22 protein-coding genes are annotated in these 21,483 nt (G+C 27.2%); 3 read left to right on the plus strand and 19 right to left on the minus strand.

The window, feature by feature from the left end; translation table 11 throughout:
* From ACLVEP_RS05760 to pnp, 7 genes are all read right to left on the minus strand, one after another.
* The coding region (locus ACLVEP_RS05760; protein ID WP_412583471.1) for an NTF2-like N-terminal transpeptidase domain-containing protein at positions 1–741 on the minus strand (741 nt) is incomplete at its 3' end.
* A 2-nt stretch (positions 742–743) separates the two neighbouring features.
* A complete protein-coding gene (locus ACLVEP_RS05765; protein WP_412583472.1) occupies positions 744–2,765 on the minus strand; it encodes a helix-turn-helix domain-containing protein in 2,022 nt (673 codons plus the stop codon).
* 385 nt (positions 2,766–3,150) lie between these two features.
* On the minus strand, positions 3,151–4,797 hold the full coding sequence (locus tag ACLVEP_RS05770) for an AAA family ATPase (protein ID WP_412583473.1): 1,647 nt from the start codon (positions 4,795–4,797) through the stop codon (positions 3,151–3,153).
* A 64-nt stretch (positions 4,798–4,861) separates the two neighbouring features.
* Entirely contained in the window at positions 4,862–6,190 is a 1,329-nt protein-coding gene (locus ACLVEP_RS05775; RefSeq protein WP_412583475.1) for an ABC transporter ATP-binding protein, read from the minus strand.
* Positions 6,162–7,463, minus strand: coding sequence for a hypothetical protein (locus tag ACLVEP_RS05780; RefSeq protein ID WP_412583477.1), 1,302 nt, complete (start codon positions 7,461–7,463; stop codon positions 6,162–6,164). Before ACLVEP_RS05780 ends, ACLVEP_RS05775 begins: the two co-directional genes overlap by 29 nt.
* A gap of 367 nt (positions 7,464–7,830) precedes the next feature.
* Entirely contained in the window at positions 7,831–8,385 is a 555-nt protein-coding gene (locus ACLVEP_RS05785; protein ID WP_412583479.1) for a Maf family protein, read from the minus strand.
* A complete protein-coding gene (pnp, locus tag ACLVEP_RS05790) occupies positions 8,375–10,516 on the minus strand; it encodes a polyribonucleotide nucleotidyltransferase (RefSeq protein WP_412583480.1) in 2,142 nt (713 codons plus the stop codon). The genes ACLVEP_RS05785 and pnp overlap by 11 nt, the downstream gene beginning before the upstream one ends.
* 111 nt (positions 10,517–10,627) lie before the next feature.
* Here pnp and ACLVEP_RS05795 point away from each other — a divergent pair, with 111 nt between their 5' ends.
* On the plus strand, positions 10,628–11,881 hold the full coding sequence (locus tag ACLVEP_RS05795) for a hypothetical protein (RefSeq protein ID WP_412583482.1): 1,254 nt from the start codon (positions 10,628–10,630) through the stop codon (positions 11,879–11,881).
* Between the two features lie 48 nt (positions 11,882–11,929).
* Positions 11,930–12,709 (plus strand): ZIP family metal transporter, encoded by a 780-nt coding sequence (locus tag ACLVEP_RS05800; protein ID WP_412583484.1) that lies wholly within the window; start codon positions 11,930–11,932, stop codon positions 12,707–12,709.
* On the opposite strand, the gene ACLVEP_RS05805 is transcribed toward ACLVEP_RS05800, so the two are convergent.
* Positions 12,710–13,336, minus strand: coding sequence for a DUF421 domain-containing protein (locus ACLVEP_RS05805; RefSeq protein ID WP_412583486.1), 627 nt, complete (start codon positions 13,334–13,336; stop codon positions 12,710–12,712).
* Between the two features lie 55 nt (positions 13,337–13,391).
* Here ACLVEP_RS05805 and ACLVEP_RS05810 point away from each other — a divergent pair, with 55 nt between their 5' ends.
* Positions 13,392–13,742 (plus strand): hypothetical protein, encoded by a 351-nt coding sequence (locus tag ACLVEP_RS05810; protein WP_412583488.1) that lies wholly within the window; start codon positions 13,392–13,394, stop codon positions 13,740–13,742.
* Positions 13,743–13,751: 9 nt separating this feature from the next.
* Here the strand turns inward: ACLVEP_RS05810 and greA are convergent, their stop codons facing one another.
* From greA to ACLVEP_RS05865, 11 genes are all read right to left on the minus strand, one after another.
* Positions 13,752–14,237, minus strand: coding sequence for a transcription elongation factor GreA (greA, locus tag ACLVEP_RS05815; RefSeq protein WP_412583490.1), 486 nt, complete (start codon positions 14,235–14,237; stop codon positions 13,752–13,754).
* A gap of 59 nt (positions 14,238–14,296) precedes the next feature.
* Positions 14,297–14,758: a DUF4234 domain-containing protein gene (locus tag ACLVEP_RS05820; RefSeq protein WP_412583492.1), complete on the minus strand. Its 462-nt coding sequence runs from the start codon at positions 14,756–14,758 to the stop codon at positions 14,297–14,299.
* 3 nt (positions 14,759–14,761) lie between these two features.
* The gene (gene udk / locus ACLVEP_RS05825; protein ID WP_318000221.1) at positions 14,762–15,391 is read right to left on the minus strand and encodes a uridine kinase; all 630 of its coding nucleotides are present in this window, start codon (positions 15,389–15,391) and stop codon (positions 14,762–14,764) included.
* A complete protein-coding gene (locus ACLVEP_RS05830) occupies positions 15,381–16,634 on the minus strand; it encodes a peptidase U32 family protein (RefSeq protein WP_412583494.1) in 1,254 nt (417 codons plus the stop codon). The genes udk and ACLVEP_RS05830 overlap by 11 nt, the downstream gene beginning before the upstream one ends.
* Complete coding sequence (locus tag ACLVEP_RS05835) at positions 16,621–17,553, minus strand: peptidase U32 family protein (protein ID WP_412583496.1); 933 nt, start codon at positions 17,551–17,553, stop codon at positions 16,621–16,623. Before ACLVEP_RS05835 ends, ACLVEP_RS05830 begins: the two co-directional genes overlap by 14 nt.
* A gap of 5 nt (positions 17,554–17,558) precedes the next feature.
* Positions 17,559–18,149: an O-methyltransferase gene (locus ACLVEP_RS05840; RefSeq protein ID WP_412583498.1), complete on the minus strand. Its 591-nt coding sequence runs from the start codon at positions 18,147–18,149 to the stop codon at positions 17,559–17,561.
* Position 18,150: 1 nt separating this feature from the next.
* Positions 18,151–19,224: an endolytic transglycosylase MltG gene (mltG, locus tag ACLVEP_RS05845; protein WP_412583500.1), complete on the minus strand. Its 1,074-nt coding sequence runs from the start codon at positions 19,222–19,224 to the stop codon at positions 18,151–18,153.
* A 78-nt stretch (positions 19,225–19,302) separates the two neighbouring features.
* Positions 19,303–20,406, minus strand: coding sequence for a beta-propeller fold lactonase family protein (locus ACLVEP_RS05850; protein WP_412583502.1), 1,104 nt, complete (start codon positions 20,404–20,406; stop codon positions 19,303–19,305).
* 82 nt (positions 20,407–20,488) lie between these two features.
* On the minus strand, positions 20,489–20,779 hold the full coding sequence (locus tag ACLVEP_RS05855; protein WP_318000227.1) for a DUF1292 domain-containing protein: 291 nt from the start codon (positions 20,777–20,779) through the stop codon (positions 20,489–20,491).
* 3 nt (positions 20,780–20,782) lie between these two features.
* Positions 20,783–21,202 (minus strand): Holliday junction resolvase RuvX, encoded by a 420-nt coding sequence (gene ruvX, locus ACLVEP_RS05860; protein WP_412583504.1) that lies wholly within the window; start codon positions 21,200–21,202, stop codon positions 20,783–20,785.
* Positions 21,202–21,456, minus strand: coding sequence for an IreB family regulatory phosphoprotein (locus ACLVEP_RS05865; RefSeq protein ID WP_022001134.1), 255 nt, complete (start codon positions 21,454–21,456; stop codon positions 21,202–21,204). Before ACLVEP_RS05865 ends, ruvX begins: the two co-directional genes overlap by 1 nt.
* Between the last annotated feature and the right edge of the window lie 27 nt (positions 21,457–21,483).

Consider the following 21,483-nt stretch of genomic DNA (forward strand, 5'->3'; position numbering starts at 1 on the left):
ATCATAAGGATAAGTTCGAATACTCACGGTTGAAATTTTAACACCATTGATACCTAAAATATTCTTATTGATTAGATCATTTTTAGTTGCTTCAGAAACCGTTTTAATAGGTACAAAAGAATCATCATTGATCCAAGAAGCACTCATTTTCTTTTGAATGGTTTCAACATCTGTTTCTAAATACTGTGCAATTTGTCCATAGTCATTTTCACCATTTAATTTTCCTTTTACAATTCCAACAGAATAACCTTTTCCATCTTCAGCGAGTACTTTTCCATTTCTATCTAAAATACGTCCTCTTTTTTCAGGATTATATGTTGTTATTTTTATTTTACAACCATCAGTGTAACCATCCATGATCAGTTCTTTATTAAACTGAATTTGTTCATCTTTGACACCCACCTTGTTTCGATAAGTAATTCTTCCTGCAAGAGTATCAATATAGATTAAATATTCAATGACATTATCTTGTTCATCTAAAATTTTTATTTGAATATTTTTGGCATCTATTCCTTCATAAAATTCTTTATATTTTTCAACAAAATACTTCTGTGTAGGTGTATAAACTGTTTTTTGATTCAACATTTGATACATTTGTTTATAATCTTTCTTTTTTAAAAGTTCAAAATACTCTGTAACAACTTGTTCATCACTTTTTCCCTGATTAAATATAAAAAACACAGAAACAATTATTAAAACACATGCACTTATTCCTATGATCCATTTCTTTTTATCTCTCATTTCTACTGTCCTCCTACAGAATATGCGTAATCTTGATTTGTCGAAACATCTTTTTCAATCACAGGATCACATTTTACAAGACCGATATCTCCTGGTACGCGATAACCAATAAAGGCTACTAAATAACAATCTTTTCCCTTTTTTATACGATAATGATATGTAATATCCATTGTTTCCGTTTCACCTAAATAAGTAATTGTAGATGTATAAGTCATTTCAGCATAGAAATCATTAATATCTCCCGCTAAAACTTTGATTTGTTTAATTTGTCCAGTTTCTTGTGCTCCATCTTGTTTAAATAATTTTAAAGAATGAAAATAAGCATCTCTTGTGACAACATAAAAATCATTAGAAGTAGATGGAACTTTAAAAAGAGATTCACTATCATCAAAATCAGGCAATGTTGAATCTTTTTTCAAATAGGCATCCATCTTATTGACAAGCTCTTTAGCTTGTTTTCGATCGTCCTTATCAATTTCTTCTTGTTCTTTTTTATCTTCTTTATAAGTCCCACAATAAAGTGTCACACTTGCATCTTTTTGAATATTATAAATTTGAATTGTACCATTTTTATCTAAAAGATTATCTTCATTTAAAATACAGTTTTCATCTAAAGCAATAATATATTGAGCTTCTTCATCCTTAGATAAAGTTAAAGCAATCGTCCCATTTTGTTTTGTTTCATCCGCGTCAAAATATTGGATTTTATTCTTTATTTTTAAAGTTAATTGTCCAGTACTTTCTTTAAGATATGTTTTTGTTTCACCATTATTTTTATTAAACCATTCCCCTTGTAATGTAGGAAAAATATTAAAATAAGAGATTCCATCACCACGGTCACCAAAAGTAGAGACATTCACTTTTCTTTGATTCTCTTCATTACTATAAGTAAAAACATAACAATCATTTGTGAGCCATTTCCCATGATAACCATTTATTTCTGTAGCAACTGTATCACTTTTTCTAGCAAAACATAAATAGGTATAATGATAAATATCTAAGCGATGGTCATTATCATCATATTTTAAAACAGCTCTATTTTTTAAATTCGGTGAGAAAGATGTCACTTCTTCTATCTTTTGAAAAGAATGAAGTCCAAGAATAGAAATAATAACAAACCCTAAACAACCTATTAAAACATATTGAATTTTTATCTCCTTTTTCTTGATTAAACAATAATTAATAATAAGACAACATAAAACAATGAGATTAAATATGATTTGATTCATCGAATGAATATATTCAAATCCATATCTTTTTAAAACTATAAAATAGCCAAGTTGTAAAATCAACAATGAACAACCTAAAACACTTGTAAATAAAGAAATTAAAAATGAACTCTTTAAAATTATTGTTTCTTTTACTTCATTTTCTAATTGATCTAAATCATTGATATCAATGAATAAAATCTTTCGATCTTTCTTTAAAAGTATGAAATCTTTATAATTGATTCTTTGAAATTGTAGAAAACTATAAAAGATTGATTCCCCATTTTCTTGATAGGTCATTCCATTATCCTTTAATGAATAAAAGACTTCATGTTCTTTAAAAAAACTTGTTTTAAAAAAGATTTGTATAAAAGGAAATAATATGAGAATTATTCCTAAAACAATCAAACTTTTACCAAGAATATCAACATAATGATGAATATATTGTTGAAGCGGTAAAAAAGCAAATCCCCCTAAAATAAACATAAGTCCTATCAAATTGAATAACCAATAAACTTTACTTTCAAAATAATGATTCTTTAAATATTGTCTATAATATTTCTTTTTTATTAAAAAAGATTTCTCATATGAAGTACTTTGAACTTCATTTTCTTTTCCTTTTAATAAATCATCTACACTTATATCAAGAACACTTGCGAGATCAACAAGAACTGAAATATCAGGTAACCCTGCCCCTGTTTCCCATTTAGAAATCGTCTTATTAGAAACAGATAATCTTTCTGCCAATTCTCCTTGGGTCATCCCTTTTTCTTTTCTTCTCTTTGCGATTAGTTTTCCAATTTTTTTACTATCCATATAAACAACTCCTTACATCTATCATACTAAAAACTTTCTTTAAAAGATACAACATTCCATCTAGAGAATATGTCTACGAAGCGTGGAATCCTTTGATATTACGTACTTTTTATAAAAAAATGGATCAAGAAAAGAATTTTATATCTTTTCATCTATCCATCCATTTTTAAAGACTTTCTTTTATCTTTTATATAAATTTTAGCATGTGCTACACATCATATAAAACTGTGAAAGTTATTTATTATCATAGTCTCCTTGAAGAATTATTATAAATTATACATGTGTAAATCTTGTGAAAAACGAACTATAAAGACTAATTATTTTTAATGTAATCTAAAAAATACTACAAGATATTAAAAGCTCGTATAAAACGAGCTTTATAAGACTATCTTTTATTTTCCCATTTAATACTTACATCTTTACCATGATGAGCAAGTCCTATATAAATGACTTTACCTTTTAATCCATAATCATATTTATTCTCTTTGATTTGTTGAATTGCTTTATTTGACAGGTCATCTAATGCTTTTTCAAGTTCTTTTTTATCTTCTCTTAGATATTTGAATTCTAAAACAAATGATGTTCTCTTTTCATCTTTTGCTTTTAAGATTAGATCATCTCTGCCTTTTCCTACTTCTCTATTAGAAATAATTTCATAATCTTTATCTAAACATAGACACATTCCTAGCATCATCATATGATAACTGTTTTCTTTTTCTAAATCATGATAACTTGGTATCATTAAAATATCTTTATACTCTTTTATAAACTTATCAGCTTGTTCATATCTTAAATAACGCATTAAGCGATTAAGTTGTCCATCTTCTAAAGAAAGATAATAGTCTGTAATATTCTTAAATTCTTTTTTTACTTCTTCATTTGGTATTCTAATTCGATAATAACTATCCATTAAATCAATGACTTGATCAACTGTAAGATAACCAGCATTGACAAATAATCCCCATAGTGTTGGTGTACTTTCGACTTCATAAAAACTTGTTTGTAAATTCACTTCTGTATCTAAATATCCATTTTCAATTAATTCCTTATATTGTTCCTTAAAATCACGAGATGATTTCTTAATACCATCTTTAATCATCGTATTGGCACTGGTATTGACCCAGTAAGATGTCAATTCTTTTGTATCAACATAATTTAATAATGACCATGGATTATAGATATCTCGATTGCTTATGTGATAGCCATCGTACATCTCTTTGACTTCATCATTTAACTGTAATCCATAGTATTCTAGTAATTTTTTTGTTTCATCACTGTCAAAACCAAAATAAGCAGCATAACGTTGATCAGTTACATCACAAACAACAAGATTATTTAAATCACTGAAGATATTTTCTTTAGCTACTCTTTGTATTCCTGTAATAAAGGCGTATTTTAAAGCTTCTGAATTTTTAAGTGAACTTCTAAGTAAGGTTGCTAGACTTCCCTTGAGCTCTTGATAAAAATTTCCAGTTTTTGCTTCTATAAAAGGTGTATCATATTCATCAATAAACAACATAACATCTTTTCCATAGTATCTCTTTAAACAACGCATTAAAAATATAATGGCGTTATCCACATCATTAAGAATACCATTATTCTTATTCTTTAATCCATCTAGAATATATAAATAATCATTTTGCTCTAATTCATTTAATTGATTAAATATAAAATGATAGCGTATATATTCATTTTGTAATTGTGTTTTTATATACATAACGATTGTTTCTTTATTTTCTTTTGCATCTGCAAAAGAGATAAAGATGGTTGGATATTGGTTTATTTTACTTGCATAAGGTGTGTCCATGATTTTCGTACCTTTAAAGATTTCTTTAGAATCTTTCGTAATATCAAAGAATTCTGACATCATCGACATATTGATTGTTTTACCAAATCTTCTAGGTCTTGTAACAAGTGTTACTTCTGATCCTCTTTCTAAAAAATCTTTAATCATTAATGTTTTATCAACAAAGTAGTAATTTTCTTCCCTAAGCTTACTAAAACTTTTTATTCCTGTTGGTATTTTCTTCATATCCATCACCCTTTCGCTACTATTATAAACTATTTAAGTATTCTTTACTATTTCAATATAAAATTTATTTAAAACCATACATTTTACAAAACTTCTTATAATTTCGTTGAATGTAACGATGTCTATCTAAATCCACTTTATGATTTGCATATATTCCTATGATATCTGCTGGATCATCTATATTAATATTTTCTTTTATAAACATATCAAATAATGGTGAAACATCATCAATATTTTCTAATCTAAGCTCATATTGATCATTTTCTAATATTATATCAATATTGACATAATACATATATTCACTAAAAAAACCTAATTGACGATATGTAGCACTTAAAAATAATTTTATATTTTTAATATCTTTATAATAAATTCTCACATTATGATGAGTTACACTTTCATATTCTAAATATTTATCTTCAAAATTTAATAATCTGCATTTTCTTTGTTCAAGAGTAAGTTTTTTATCTTTGAACACAACATACACATTTTCTCTTGTTTTATTTTTGGAATTATCTACGTTGATTACTTCAACATCATTATCTATTGATTCATTTGAAATTTGACTATCATCTCTTTTTATATCATCTTCTATATTACTTTTTCCTTCAATGTTTGAAAACATACTGAATAAAATATCTTTTTCTGTAATTCTATTAATTTCTTCATAAAAAGATTTTTGATCCGTTTTATTTTTTATAAGTTGTGTTTGCATTTGACCATCTCTTAAATATAAAAACTTATTGGCATAACTTGCTATTGCACTATCATGAGTTACTAAAACAATAGATGTTCCTTCATTATTTAATTCTTTAAATATTTTCAAAACTTCATGAGAATTTTTACTATCTAGATTTCCTGTTGGTTCATCACATATAAGAACTTGCGGTTGACTGACAATTGCTCGTGCAATGGCTGCTCTTTGTCTTTCACCACCAGAACATTCTAATGGCTTTTTCCCTAACAAATGTTCAATTCCTAACTTTTTAGAATACTCATGAACACGTTGATTAATCAAGTCATTATTTTCTTCATTTAGAATAAGTGGTGTCGCAATATTATCATATATCGTTAAGTTTTCAATAAGATTATGATTTTGAAAAACAAAACCAATCTCATGACTCCTTAAATAAGCAATTTCTTCATCATTTATTTCTGTTAAATTCTTTCCAAAGAGTAATACTTTTCCCGTTGTTGGTCTATCAAGTCCAGAAATACAATTTAAAAATGTCGATTTACCACTCCCGCTTGGCCCCATAATTGATACAAAGTCTCCTTTTTGAAGTAAAAAATCAATTTTGTTTAGCACATGATAATTTGTTCCTCTTCTAAAAAATATATCTTCATCATATACTTTTGTAATTTTATTCACTACGATTAAATTGTTGCTCATTTTCTATGATCTCCTTCATTTTATTATTAATCAAAAATCTATTAAAGACATATAAAAGTATTAGCGCTATCACATATATAAATAATAGAAATATTTTCATAGTATTTATATTAGATTTTAAAAACATAAATATAAAAAGAATTATTGGTAAAAAAATTAACATGATTACTAACAATAATAATTCTCTTTTTTGAATTTTATAAATATTTTTAAATGTATATCCTATCGAATTTAAAGTCATTATTTGTTTTTTCTTTCCACTAAAATAGACATAATATTTAAAATAACAACACATAGTAAGTGAAATTATTGTTATAAAGTAACAAAGTATATAAATCATATTTTGTTGACCTTTACTTATAACAATTAAATATACAAAAAGTGAACTAGAAATAATAAACATAGCTATTAAAGAAAACAAGTTTTGATATAAATTTATAAAATCATTATAAACAATCATATTTATTTTACTTTTTAACAAATATCTATGAAATAAATCAAATAATAATGATATTAAAATCTTTGATATTAAAATAAAAGAAAAAAGTATTCCCATTACTCCTATAAAAAAATTTATCTGGTCTATTGATGTTATATAGATTAAATGAAACGCTCCAAAAAATACCATCAATAATAAAATAAGAAGTATTATTTTTATATAAGGAAATCTTTTTGTTTCTTTTTCAACAATAAAAGAACTAAAATATCCCACTTTATTTTCTTTCCTTGATATTTTATTTAAATAATCAATTAATTTATAGCGAATATTTCTTAATTTTCCCATATTTAAAATAAATATATAAATTGATTTAATAATAAAAAATAAACCTACAAAATAAACCGATTTATAAAAATCACTATTATTTATATAAATACAATTTCCTATTTTTCTCTTAAAAAATAAATCAATCACTAAATATCCCATCATACTACCTGCACAAGTAATGATAAACAAAAGCATTAAATAATACTTCATAATTTGTTTTGTCATCGAAAAAGAACTTCTCCCATTAACCATTAAAATAGCAAATTGAAAGTGACTATCTTCAATAAGAAACATATTCATATACACTGCTAAAAATACAAACAAAAATAATGTAATTGCTACAATATATTTTGTTAAAGTAATTGATTCATTGTAAACAGTGTTCGATAAATTATTAAAGAGAATGCAAAGTACATACTCAAATAATGAAATGATAAACAATGTTACAATTAAAATTAAATTTTTTGACTTATCTCGAAATAACACTTTATTTTCTAATACTTTCATACAGCTTACCCTCCTGACATCTTTAATGTAGACTATAGAGCTACTCTATACTCAAGCGTTTTTTATTATTTAAATAAAAAAGATGAGATTTTATTTCTCATCTTCATGCTATTTACTCTTTTTACTAATTTATTAGAAACAACCACCATAAATACTGATTCAAAAAATAAACATCCAACTCCTAAATAATAAAATATTTCTTTAGAAAAGATTCTCTCTAAAATAAGACAAAAAGCAAAAATATTTTTTTTCAAAAAAATTACTCTTACAATCTCTGCAATATTATTCATAATATTTTTACTCTTTTTTAAACCTTTTCTATTTACTTAAATATAACATAATAAAGGAAAAACTTAACGATTTCTCGTTAAGCTTCTAAATATTTAATGACTTTACACATTGGCATTCCAATGACATTTTCTAAATCTCCATCAATTTTATCTACAAACTTTGAAGCAATTCCTTGGATAGCATAAGCACCCGCTTTACCCATCCATTCGTCAGTATCTAAATAGTCTTCTATTTCCTGATTAGATAATTCTTTAAATATAACTGTTGTGTCATCTGTAAATGTTATAATTTGATGATTCTTAATGATACATACTGCCGTAATCACAACTTGTTTATGATTTGATAACATCTTGAGCATTCTTCTTGCATCCTCACGATTTTTAGGTTTCCCTAACATTTTATCTTGGAAAGTTACCATGGTATCTGCTGAAACAATCGTATCATTTGGATATTTTATTTGTAGTGGTTTAGCTTTTTGTAAGGCAATGTTTTCTAATCTTTTAAAAAGTGTTAAACTTTCGTCTAACACTTCTTCTGTTTCTACAAAATCTACTGTGTAGTCTATTCCATATTTATCGAAAAGCTCTTTTCTTCTTGGAGAACTACTTGCAAGTATGATTTTATTTTTCATTTTTTTCAGTTTTTTCTTCTTTTTTTACTGGTTTTGGAAGTAAAGCTTTTCTTGAAACATTGACTTTACCTTTATCATCTACTTTAGTAACTTTTACTTTGATAACATCTCCAACTTTACATACATCTGACATTTTACTTGTTCTTTCATAAGACCAATCAGAAATATGTAAGAAACCATCAGTACCTTCAAATAAAGTAACAAATACATAATTATCATTTACTCTAGCAATTATTCCATCATAGATTTCACCAACTTCAGCTTTTTTAACAATTCTTTCAATTAAAGAAACAGCTGTATCAATTGCTTCTTGATCACTATGATAAATAACTACTGTACCATCTTGATCAATATCAATTTTAACATCATTTGATTTTTCAATAATTTCATTAATTGTTTCTCCACCACGACCAATAACATCTCTAATTTGTTCTGGATCAATATGCATAACATGCATTTTTGGAGCATATTTAGATAAATGATCACGTGGTGCAGGAATAGCTCCTAACATACAATCCATGATTTGAGCACGTCCTACTTTTGCTTGTGCTAAAGCTTCTTGTAAGATTTCTTTTGTAATACCATCAATTTTAATATCCATTTGTAAAGCACAGATACCATTTTTAGTACCAGCTACTTTGAAATCCATATCTCCTAAGTGGTCTTCCATACCTTGGATATCAGTTAAAATTGTATAATCATCACCTTTTTTAACAAGTCCCATAGCAACCCCAGAAACTGGATTTGAAATTGGTACACCAGCAGCCATTAAAGCCATTGATGATGCACAGATTGAAGCTTGTGAACTTGATCCATTTGATTCTAATACTTCAGAAACAACACGAATTGTATATGGGAAATCTTTTTCACTAGGAATTACTTGTGCTAAAGCTCTTTCTCCTAAAGCCCCATGTCCAATTTCACGACGACCAGGAGCACCCATTCTTCCTGTTTCACCAACTGAATATGGTGGGAAGTTATAGTGATGCATAAAACGTTTTTGATCTTCTAATCCTAAACCATCGATTTTTTGAACTTCTCCCATAGCTCCTAATGTACATATAGATAAAACTTGTGTTTCACCTCTAGTAAATAAAGCCGAACCATGTACTCTTGGTAATAAATCAACTTGTGCATTTAATGGACGTACTTCGTCAATTTTACGACCATCTGGTCTAATTTTTTCTTCTGTAATTAAACGTCTAACTTCATTTTTTTCTAAGTCATGTAAGATAATTCCTACTTGTTTCATTACAGAATCCTTTGTTTCTTCATCAGCATATTCTTTTTCATCATATTGTGCTGTTACACGATCCATGATTTCATCAATAGCAGCATATCTTTCAAGTTTTCCTGGAATAGATACTGCAGCTACCATTTCGTCATTACATAAATCTGTAATTTCTTGAACTAAAGCTTCATCTAATTCAAATAGTGGAATTTCAATTTTTTCTTTACCACATGCTTCAACAACTTTTTCTTCAAAAGCGATTAATTCCTTAATTGCTTCATGTCCAAACATTAAAGCATTTAACATTGTATCTTCATCAACTTCTTTAGCATCTGCTTCAACCATATTGATTGCATCTTTTGTACCAGCTACTTCTAAGTTGATTAAACTTCTTTCCATTTCTTCTGGACCAGCATTGATTGTAAATTCACCATCAATTAAACCAACATTAACACCAGCAATTGGTCCATTGAAAGGAATATCAGAAACACATAATGCAAGAGAAGCCCCTAACATTGCTGCCATTTCTGGAGAAGCTTGTTGATCTACTGATAAAACAGTATTGACAACTTGTACTTCATTTCTAAATCCATCTGCAAATAATGGACGAATTGGTCTATCAATCATTCTTGCAGTTAAAGTTCCATGTTCACTAGGACGTCCTTCTCTTTTTAAGAATCCTCCTGGAATTTTACCTACTGAATATAATTTTTCTTCATATGTAACTGTAAGTGGAAAGAAATCTACACTTTTTGGTTCTTTCCCTGCAACAGCTGTCGATAAGATGACTGTATCATCATATCTTACTAAAACACTACCATTAGCTTGTTTAGCTAATTCTCCTACTTCTACTGTCAGATTTTTCCCGTAAAAATCTGTACTAAACACTTGTTTACTCATTTTTTCACCTCTTAATTTTCTGCATTATTATAGCATATAAAAAATGTTTTTAAAAACATTTTATGTTATTCGTAACAAATAAATGATATAATAGTGTACGAGGTGATTTTTATGAACGAAAACGAATTAAAAAGTATTGAAAGATATTTTAATAAATTCAATGAAGATGCTAGTTCTTTTAATGAATTTGAAGCCAATGATTTTATTAAATTATTAAAAAACAACGGAAGAAATGATGATGCAATTGAAGTAGGAAATACATTTTTACAAATGGCTCCTTCTTTAAAAGGATATATTAATCAATATGGATATGCCTTATATAATAAGTTTATTAATATTGATGATGAAAAAATCAAAGAAAAAGAAAGTTTATTTTTTGATATTCTAGAAGATATTTTAAATATCTGTAAACAAGAAAAATATTCTCCTGTTGAACCAGCAATCAATAGAGCTATTAAGTATGCTTTAAATCAAAATCCAATCAACTATGATTTAATGATTAAAATGCTAAATAAACTAGATGTTAAATTATTATCTGATAAACCTTTTGTAAATAAAGAAGGTAGAGAATTTGAATCATTTAAAGAAAGATATTTTAGATTAAAAGTACGTGCTTTATTTGAAACTAAACAATATAAAGCATGCGTTGAATGTGCAAATCAAGCATTATCTACTCCTCTTAAATGGCATTACAATGCATTACAATGGATTAAATACTATAGAGGTTGTGCTTTATTAGAATTAAAAGAATATGATGAAGCTAACAGAGAATTCATTTCTTTACATAATCGTATTAAAGGTGTTAACTTCTATGAAGTTTTATATAAAACAAATGTTACTGTTGGTAATGTTAAAGAAGCAAATGCTTATTTATTATATGAATTCTTTGAAAATGGTTATGCTTTTGATCAACTTCCTTTATATCAAAGATTAAATGAAGCAATTGAAAACAGTAAAAATGAATTATTAATTAAAGTTGTTCATTCATTTATTAAAACATTATGTAATGAAAATCAAAAAGAATGTGATCTTGCAATTGATGAAAAATACCAAGGAAAAGATTCAAGTACACTTTATGATGAAATGTATGATTTAATTATGTCTCATCTAGACAGTTTAGTAACTAGAAAATCTGGTAAAGTTGTTTATTATAATGAACAAAATCAATTTGGTAATATTTCTGTTTATGATCATGATCCTATTTTCTTTAGACAAGCAGATTTTGCCTATGATGAAGAAGTAGAAAGAAATATTCGTGTTAATTATACTGTTTTACCTACTTATGATAGTAAAAAACAAAGATTAACTGAAAAAGCTATTTTAGTAACTATTGATGATAGTGACTACGATTTTATTAACAGATAAGCCTAGATAAAAAAAAGAGACCTTCATAATGTATTATGGAGGTCTTTTATGTTAACAAATTTACAACTTTTTTTGCTTGTACTCATACTTTCTATTTTTAATTGGCTCATGACTTTTTTTGGTTCAAGCCTTGTTTACTTCGTCAAAAACAAAAGTCAAAAGCTTGTCAGTATTGCTTTAGGTTTAGCTGCTGGGATTATGATTGCTGCAACATTTTTTTCACTTCTTTTACCAGCTATACAACAAGTTGAAGAACATTTTCTCTTACTTTTTTTCATTCCTATTACTTTTTTTATTGGTGGTTTATTTTTAAGATTATGTGATAAATATCTTCCTCATGAACATATTATTTCTCATCAAAAAGAAGGACCAGCTAATACACTTTCTAAAAATAAACTTTTATTACTAGCTATGACTTTACACAATATTCCTGAAGGACTAGCAGTAGGTATAGCTATCGCTAGTGCTAAAACAAATCTTCTTCCTGCACTGATTTTATCTATTGGCATTGGCATTCAAAATTTTCCTGAGGGAACTGCTATTTCTTTACCATTACATGAAAATGGTCTTTGTCGTTTTAAAGCTATGATGTATGGTCAATACTCCGCACTCGTAGAAATTCCCAGTGCTCTTTTAGGATTCATGTTTGCACAGCTTTTTAGTAGCATTTTGCCATTTGCTTTAAGTTTTGCTGCTGGAGCTATGATGTTTGTTTGTATTGAAGAACTTATTCCTGAAGCTAATGCCTTAAAAGAAATAGATGTTGGGACAATGAGTTTTATGGTTGGTTTTATGATTATGATGATGTTAGATATTTTACTGGGTTAATTATTTCTTTATCACGTAAAGCCCGTTTTTTTCTAGAACACAATAAAGCACATCTTCTATATGAGAAATGTGTTTTTTCTTTAATTCATTTTTTAACCACGATACATCTTTTTTTAACATTTGTAATGCCTCTTGATTAATTGTTCCATCACTAATTAAAGCATCTGGTAAAAGTGTTTGACTATCCTGTTTTGTAATTACAGATAAAGAACCATTTGTTTCTAGAATAGCGAAATCTACTTTAGAAACACTATCAATATCGCTTACTCTTAAATGATGACATAAATCATCAATACTATAGCGAAGTTTTTTCATTGTTTGATATTGTATTTTACCTTTATAAATAATATAACAAGGTCTTCCTTCAAAAAAATCTCTTAATTTTTTTGATCTCATTGTAACAAATGATTCTATCCTATCTAAAATAATCAATGTCAGTGTAGCAATCACACTATCTAAAACAGATAGATCTTGTGTTTCTAAAGACATTGTTGTAATTTCAGAAATAACTAGAAATACTACAAAATCAAAGACGTTTAATTGACTAAACTCCTTTTTTCCAAAAAATCTTAATAAAACTGTTAAATATATATACATAAAAACACTGATAATAAATATTTTAAACATATGTTCTCCGTTCTACTTACTCATTTTTTTCATATTCTCTATTAAGGAGGTTTATATGAAAAAAAAATTAATGCCCTATTTGTTATCTTATGCATTTTTAATTGTAAGTTATTTAGTTATTAGTTTTATTATGACTATTCTTTTTTCTTTTATACATGTTTCTTCTTTTGTTTATCAATTAGTTATTACATTTTTTAGTTATCTGACTTTAGTTATTTTTACATTTTTCTTTTATAAACTTATAAAAGAAAAGCCATTGATTCACGGTTTTATCCTTTCAATGACTTATTGTCTTATTCAACTTTTATTTCATCTAAAAGACATTCATTTTAGTCTTTTTATAAAACCATTATGTCTTTTAATCATTTACTATTTACTTTATTATATAAACAAAAAACAACAATAAATTGTTGTTTTATGCAGTAAATTCAATATCTACGATTTTTACATCATATGCTTCAGCAACCCCTACAGTCACAATTTCATTAATTCCATGACCAATAAGTGCTTTAGCAAGTGGTGATTCATTTGAAATCTTACCATTAACAGGATCAGTTTCGAAAGAACCTACAATTGTATATTTTTCTTCTTCAGGATTATCTAAAGATAAATCTAAAATTGTAACTGTTGTCCCTGGTTTAACAACATTTAAATCCATTTGTTCTTCAGAAATGATTTCTGCATTTTGAAGCATGTATTCAATTTCTTTAATTCTTTGTTCGATTTGAGCTTGTTTATCTCTAGCTGCATCATAATCAGCGTTTTCTGATAAGTCACCTTGAGAACGAGCTAATTGTAATTCTTCAATGACTCTAGGTCTTTCAACATTAATTAAATTATCTCTTTCTTCTTCAAGTTTTTCTACACCAGATTTCGTAAGTAATACTTTATCTTTATCCATTTTAAGTCACCTCGTAATCAATAATATAGCATATTCCACTTTAAATATCTAGTTTTATTTTATAAATCAGTTGCATATTTATTCAAATCATTTTGAATAAGCGCTCTTGCAACAATATTTAATCCAAATATTCCTAAAAGCAAATACACAAGAGCACGATAACTATCTACCATTTCTCCTTGATATGCTTGAAAATTACTTAATCTCACTCCAACTTTATAAAGCCAATAAAGTTCATATAAACCCAAAGTAATAATGCTTAAAGCAAGAACTTTAAAACCAGATGATTCTTCTTCTCCTGTAAGAGTATTAACATCATTAGCAAGGCAATAAAGCCAATAAATGCCATAAATTCCAAAAGTAATAATCGATAAAATAATACACACAGGAATACTTCGTCTAGGAATATTAAAATTAGCATTTTGTTGGTTGAACTCGTGTTCATCAAATGTTTTTGTTCCACAATAAGGACAATATCGTTCACCATTTTCAATTTTTCGACCACAATTTGTACAATACATTTTTTACTCCTTGGCATCAATGACGCTTGAAATTTTAGTAATTAAAAGGTCTATCGCTACTGTGTTATTTCCACCTTCAGGAATAATGATATGTGCATATTTTTTTGAAGGTTCAACAAATTGTTCATGCATTGGTCTTACTGTTTCTAAATATTGATTACATACTGAATCAATAGAACGTCCTCTTTCTTCAATATCTCTCTTTAAACGACGAATAAAACGAATATCAGCATCTGTATCTACAAAAACAAGAATATCACATAAATCTCTAATTTTTTCATCATATAAGACAAATAGTCCCTCTAGAATATAAACATCTCTTGGGGTAATTGTTTCTACAATATCACTTCTTGTATGTTGAGTATAATCATATGTAGGTTTAGAAATTGATTTTCCTTCTTTTAATTGCTTTAATTGTTCAACAAGTAAATCATTATCAAAAGCAAAAGGATGATCATAGTTTGTTTTCACTCTTTCTTCAAATGAAAGATGACTTTGATCTTTATAATAATCATCTTGTTTAATAATACATGTTGTATGACTTCCTTTAAAAAATTCATACACTTGTCTAGAAATAGAAGTTTTACCCGAAGCACTTCCTCCAGCAATTCCAATAATAATACTATTTTTCATTTAAAATAACCTTCCTTCCCATATCAAACTCAAACAATGGTTGATCACACTTTAAATAAAGAATTTCCATTGGATGATTTGCTACTTCAACTGATTCTCTATCTTCATTATATATTTCTTTAACTTCAATTAAAATATTTTCATGGTGTGGTGAGAAAAATTCAATCATATCTCCTACTTTAAAATAATTTCTTTGTTCAATCATAGCTTCTTTCTTACTTGCATCATAGCTTAAAACACGTGCACAAAAATCTTGTGTAGGATGTTCATCTCTTTGATTATAAAGCTGATACTCACTATTTGGAAAATCTTTAAAGAAACCAGTACATAAGGCTCTATTAGCCGCTTTTTCAATTTCTTTTCGATAACCATCAGCATCAAAATGATCAGGATCTTTACAATAAGTATCAATTAATTTACGATAAGTAGAAACAACAGTCGCAATATAATGTAAAGATTTCATACGTCCCTCTATTTTAAAAGAATCCACTCCTAATTCAATAAGTTTAGGTAATTCATCAACTAAAGACATATCTTTACTAGACATACTCAAAGGAACAATTCCATCATGATTTAATTGTTGTCCATCTTCAAAAATATCATAGTACCAACGACATGATTGTGAACATCCACCACGGTTAGCATCCCTTCTTGAAAAATAATTTGATAGCATGCATCTTCCAGAATAATGAATACACATTGCACCATGTATAAAATATTCAAGATCAATATCTACCTTTTCTCGTACTTCTTTTAAATCTTGATAGTCTACTTCTCTAGCAAAAACCACACGATCAACACCTAAATTTTCATAAAAACGAATTGCACTCGTATTCATAGTAGAGAGCTGTGTAGAAACATGGACTTCTAATTTTAAGTTTAATTTCTTCGCTAAAGACATAATATAAGGATCAGCTACAATAATTGCATCTACCCCAATTTCATCTAATTTTGAAAGATATTCTTCTAAACCTTCTAAATTATCTTCATGTAAAATAATATTACATGTCACATGAATTGCTGCTTGGTGTGCATGTGCAAATGATACAGCCTCTTTAATATCCTCTAAAGAAAAGTTAGAGGCACTTGAACGTAAAGAAAACTCTTTTCCACCAATAAAAACAGCATCTGCACCATATAAAATAGCCACTATTAATTTTTCTAAATTACCTGCTGGTGCAAGTAATTCAGGTTTTTTTACAATGACTCTTTTTCCATTAATAATTTGACTAACTTTTCTCATTTTCTTCTCTCTTTCTTACATCAGAAATTTTATAAACAGTAGAATCAAATAAAAAACTGTGATAATAATGTACACTTGGCGTTAAACGATAAAGCAACTGCATCAACTCTATTGATTCTTTATTATATGTTTGATTTTCAATAGCATTCTGTGCTTGTACATAAAGATGAACAATTTCTAACAAATCTGTTTCATTTATATATTGACCATCAATATATAAATAATCAAAATCAACAAATTGATTTAATACATCTAAAGCACACATTTGATTAGCTGAAGTTATATGTGTTCCATAAAAATCCTCATAAATATGACAATGATCATCTATACCATTTGCTTTAATTTCAATATGAGCATTTTTATCAACATTAAAATCAAGATGTGTATATTCTTTATAATTAGATAATAATTTTCTTTTCGAATAAGCCATATATTCAACACCATGAACTTGAACCATTGTTTTTAATTTACAATTTTGTCCAATCATTTGTTTTTCTTTTAATGGAATTTCTCTTGCTAAAAACGCTCCATCAATCCCTTGTTCTTTTAAAACAGATAAAGTTAAATGATTAGTATTTAAGGTTTCAGGATCATAAATTTTTTCAAATGAATAACCTCTTTCATTACATATTTGTAAGACTCCAAAATCTTGAAAAATAATACCATCGATTTGACATTCATGAAGTTTATCTAAATGATTTTTTAAATCATTTAGATATTTTTGTTCAACCAATGCATTTACTAAGACAAATAAATGTATTTGTGAATATTTTTCTTTTATATCTTTTAATTGAGCATAATCAAGCGTTAAAGCTTGTCTACAAGAAAATTTATCTGTTCCTACAATAAAATCACAGACACCTAAATCTAGATAATCATAAAGATAAGCTAAACTATTTAAATTAACGATAAATGACACTTATTTCACTTCCTTTTTATTACACATATTCCATCCCCTACACCATAGTAAGTGACTTGATATTCTTCATGATTGAAAATCCAATCTTTAAATCTTTTAATTTTTTTTACAAGTTGTTTTGTATTTCTATTTTTAATATGGTCAATATCAAAAATCATACCATGAAAATCTAAATTATCAACAATACAAATCCCATTTTCTTTAACTAAAGGCATATATTTTTCAAAAAAGTTTTGATATTGTGCTTTTGCAGCATCAATAAATAAACAATCAAATTCTGAATATTTTAAATCATTTATTTCAAATGATAATGCATCTTCATGATGAATTTCAATTTGATTTTCTAAATGTTGTTCATGTATATTTTTTATTGCTTCAAGATAACGTGAATTATCTAATTCTATCGTTTCAACAATAAAATCATCTAAATTAGATACCATCATCATTGCTGAATAGCCAATAGCACTTCCAATTTCAAGGCAACGATGACATTGATGTTCTTTAAAAGTTTGAATTAAAAATTCTAGCCCTTCTTTTTCCATTACAGGAATATTTCTTTCCCTTGCACTCTTTTCTATCTCATCAAAATACTTCATTTTAATACCATTTATTACTATTTACATTTGCTTGATGTTCTTGATATGTTTTAGCATATAAAACTTTTCCATCTTGTGTAGCAAAGAAATAATAATACTCACTTTCTTTATAATTTAAAACATTTTTAATAATTCCTGTTGAAATAGCACTAATAGGACCCACAGGTAATCCTTTATATTTATATGTATTATATTTTGTATCTTTGTTTAAATCAGTATGTTTAACATCAATTTTAACTTCTTGATTGCCATAGTTAACAGTTACATCACACTGTAATGGCATTTGCTTATTTAAACGATTAATTAAGACACCACAAACAAGTTGTCTATCTTGGTCATTAACAGGTGATTCCCTTTGTACAATAGATGATAACGTCATAAATTGATGAACCGTTAATGTTTGTGAATTTATTTTGAAATTTGTGATTTGATTTTTATATTTTTCTAAGTGTTTTTGTGTTTGATCTAACATCATTTTTGTAATACTTTCGATGTTATCTTCTTGTGTTAAAAAATAAGTTTCTGGTGCTAAATATCCTTCTAATGGATAATAGATTCCATCATTTAAAATATCATCTGTTAAGAACCAATATTTTTTAATTAACTTTTGAAGATATGTATGATCTGTCCATTTTTGAATGATTTCATTATAATCAATTCCTGTTTGTTTAGAAATGATACGAGCATATTCAGGGATTGTTTGTCCATCCAAAACAGTTATCTTTGTATTGGAAATATATTCTTTATCCTTTCCTTCTAAAATTGTCATAATTTCTTTTAAATCCATATTTTTATTTAAAATATAAACATTACTTTTAAAATCATAATTGTTTAATTTCAAATATATTTTGGCACACATTGGACTTTTTAATAAATCCTTTTTATTTAAGATTTGTAATATATTATTTCCACTGCTTCCTTTAGGAATTGAAACAATAACTTCTTTATCTTTAGAGGAAACCGCATTAATTCCATTATGATAAAATGCAAAACTTCCTAAAAATAAAACAATAAGAATAAATATACAACCAATGGCTATTTTTACCTTTATATTCAATTTCTTTAATTTTTCCATAATTGAGACCTCACCTTGTATCATTATATGTTATTTTTTGTCGATATTCAACCAAAGAAAAAAGGCAAATAAATTGCCTTAGAAATTATTAATAAATGGTGTCAAGCAAATTGGTTCATTAACCATACAGCTATATTCTGTTTCATAAACTTGACCACCTTTTTCTTTACCAAAACGATAAGATTCAACAATCCCACCTTTTTGACAAGCAACAACAATCCATTCATTACCTTCTTCATTATAAACAAGCATATCAACTGGATCATATGAAGTATCTTCAAAATCGATATATGTAAGTGTACCATCTTCATTAACATCAAATAAAACAAGTGAATCATGTCCTTTATTAATAGCGTATAAATGACTATCATCACTATTGAATTTAATATCACTTAAAGAACTTACTAGTTCAGGATCATCATCTTTAGGATAACTATCAATTGTTTGAATAAGTTCAAATTTTAAATGATCATATTTATAAACACAAATTGTACTATTTAACTCATTCATGATATAAGCACGATCACCTTTTTGATTGAAAATCATTTTTTTAGGGCCACATCCTGGTTCTAATTGTAATGTATGAACATTATCTAATGTTAATGTTCCATCTTCGCCAACATCAAAGAAGCATACTTGATCTAATCCTAAACATACTACATAAAGTTTATTTTCATCTGGTAAAAATCCCACATATGTAGGATATGGTTGAGCTTGTTTAACAGGATCTTTTCCACTTCCACTTAACTTATAATGTGAAATACATTTCACAAGTTTTTTCTTAACAACAGCCATTACAGAAATTTCACTATTAAAATAATCTACACAAAATATTTTATCAGCAGTTTCTACATCTCCATTAGCACAAGCATGGATATATGTTTTACCTTTATCTGTTACACGTGAAGCAAGTGCTAAAGTTTCTGCAGTTGCTGCATAAGAACAAATTCCTCCATCGTCTACAGAACCTGTTCTATTTCTATAAGTAATACATGAAAAACGTCCATAGTTAAATGCATACCATGGATCTGTTGGTGTAACAAAATATTTTTTAAATATTAATTCACCATTTTCTACATCAATTTGGAATGTATAAATTCCTCTTGTTTGTTTATTTCCTAAAGAATTAGCAAAAAAACCCTTTGTAATTCTTCTTTTTCCTCCAAATAAATTAAATGCCATTTCTTTCACCTCATTATGATTTTAATTATTTTTTATGAACTGTTGATGTCTAAAAAAGGAAAAAGCTAATTTTCATTAGCTTTTATGAGTTACACTCTTCATCTTCTCCTTCACAATATTCAGTTTCATCATCTTCTTCTGAAACAAAAGATTGGAATACTTCTTCAACTAATTCCCATTCCTCAGGAGTTTCAATTGGAAATAAACCACCTTCATCATCAAAGATTGCTGCTTGTGCTTCAGGTTCATCTTTTTCAGGATCAAAATAAACAACATATTTATGTCCATTTTCATCATTTTCAAATGTAAATAGAATTTCATATTCTACTTCATTTCCTAATTCATCTGTTACAACAATTGTATTTTCATCCATAATTTATCCTCTATCTAAGTAACCTTGTAAAATAGCAACAGCTGCCATTTTATCAATTACCTGTTTTCTTTTTTTTCTTGATACATCAGCAAAAAGTAGTTGATTTTCAGCAACAACAGTTGTTAATCGTTCATCAATTAAAATAACATTGATTCCTTCAATCATTTCTTCTAGTTGCATTTTAAATTCAATTGAAATTTGTCCTCTTTCACCAATATCACCATTCATATGTTTTGGTAAACCTAAAACAATTGTTTCAATATCATTTTCTTCAACGATTTCTTTAACGTGCTTAGCACAAGTTAAATAATCATCAGGTTTAAAACGAAATGTTTCAACGCCATGAGCAATCATACCTAAAATATCTGACATGGCAATACCACAAGTTCTAGACCCTAAATCAAGACCTAATACTTTTTTCATTATTCTTTCTCCAAATAAGATTTTACTAATTCTTCAATAATTTCATCTCTTTCAACTTGTTGAATAATGTTTCTTGCATTTTTATGTGAAGAGATATATGCAGGATCATTAGATATGAGATAACCCGCAATTTGATGTACAGCATTGTACCCTCTTTCATTTAAAGCATTAATAACCGTTTTAAGATTACTACGTATCATTTCTCTACGCATATCTTCTGAACTAAATACTCTTGTTTTTGTTAAATCTTCCATCTAACTCACCCTCTTTTCTATAATATA

Origin of the sequence: Faecalibacillus sp. (genome assembly GCF_047023275.1) — a bacterium.
Lineage (GTDB): Bacteria > Bacillota_I > Bacilli_A > Erysipelotrichales > Coprobacillaceae > Faecalibacillus.

Bases quoted from the DNA above. Each gene is read 5' to 3' on its own strand.
- greA (WP_412583490.1), bottom strand. From the start codon at position 14,237: ATGGATAAAGATAAAGTATTACTTACGAAATCTGGTGTAGAAAAACTT.
- ACLVEP_RS05775 (WP_412583475.1), bottom strand. From the start codon at position 6,190: ATGAGCAACAATTTAATCGTAGTGAATAAAATTACAAAAGTATATGAT.
- ACLVEP_RS05855 (WP_318000227.1), bottom strand. From the start codon at position 20,779: ATGGATGAAAATACAATTGTTGTAACAGATGAATTAGGAAATGAAGTA.
- ACLVEP_RS05795 (WP_412583482.1), top strand. From the start codon at position 10,628: ATGAACGAAAACGAATTAAAAAGTATTGAAAGATATTTTAATAAATTC.
- udk (WP_318000221.1), bottom strand. From the start codon at position 15,391: ATGAAAAATAGTATTATTATTGGAATTGCTGGAGGAAGTGCTTCGGGT.
- ruvX (WP_412583504.1), bottom strand. From the start codon at position 21,202: ATGAAAAAAGTATTAGGTCTTGATTTAGGGTCTAGAACTTGTGGTATT.
- ACLVEP_RS05840 (WP_412583498.1), bottom strand. From the start codon at position 18,149: ATGAAGTATTTTGATGAGATAGAAAAGAGTGCAAGGGAAAGAAATATT.
- ACLVEP_RS05785 (WP_412583479.1), bottom strand. From the start codon at position 8,385: ATGAAAAATAAAATCATACTTGCAAGTAGTTCTCCAAGAAGAAAAGAG.
- ACLVEP_RS05865 (WP_022001134.1), bottom strand. From the start codon at position 21,456: ATGGAAGATTTAACAAAAACAAGAGTATTTAGTTCAGAAGATATGCGT.
- ACLVEP_RS05770 (WP_412583473.1), bottom strand. From the start codon at position 4,797: ATGAAGAAAATACCAACAGGAATAAAAAGTTTTAGTAAGCTTAGGGAA.
- ACLVEP_RS05810 (WP_412583488.1), top strand. From the start codon at position 13,392: ATGAAAAAAAAATTAATGCCCTATTTGTTATCTTATGCATTTTTAATT.
- ACLVEP_RS05850 (WP_412583502.1), bottom strand. From the start codon at position 20,406: ATGGCATTTAATTTATTTGGAGGAAAAAGAAGAATTACAAAGGGTTTT.
- mltG (WP_412583500.1), bottom strand. From the start codon at position 19,224: ATGGAAAAATTAAAGAAATTGAATATAAAGGTAAAAATAGCCATTGGT.
- ACLVEP_RS05805 (WP_412583486.1), bottom strand. From the start codon at position 13,336: ATGTTTAAAATATTTATTATCAGTGTTTTTATGTATATATATTTAACA.
- ACLVEP_RS05780 (WP_412583477.1), bottom strand. From the start codon at position 7,463: ATGAAAGTATTAGAAAATAAAGTGTTATTTCGAGATAAGTCAAAAAAT.
- ACLVEP_RS05765 (WP_412583472.1), bottom strand. From the start codon at position 2,765: ATGGATAGTAAAAAAATTGGAAAACTAATCGCAAAGAGAAGAAAAGAA.
- ACLVEP_RS05800 (WP_412583484.1), top strand. From the start codon at position 11,930: ATGTTAACAAATTTACAACTTTTTTTGCTTGTACTCATACTTTCTATT.
- ACLVEP_RS05820 (WP_412583492.1), bottom strand. From the start codon at position 14,758: ATGTATTGTACAAATTGTGGTCGAAAAATTGAAAATGGTGAACGATAT.
- ACLVEP_RS05830 (WP_412583494.1), bottom strand. From the start codon at position 16,634: ATGAGAAAAGTTAGTCAAATTATTAATGGAAAAAGAGTCATTGTAAAA.
- pnp (WP_412583480.1), bottom strand. From the start codon at position 10,516: ATGAGTAAACAAGTGTTTAGTACAGATTTTTACGGGAAAAATCTGACA.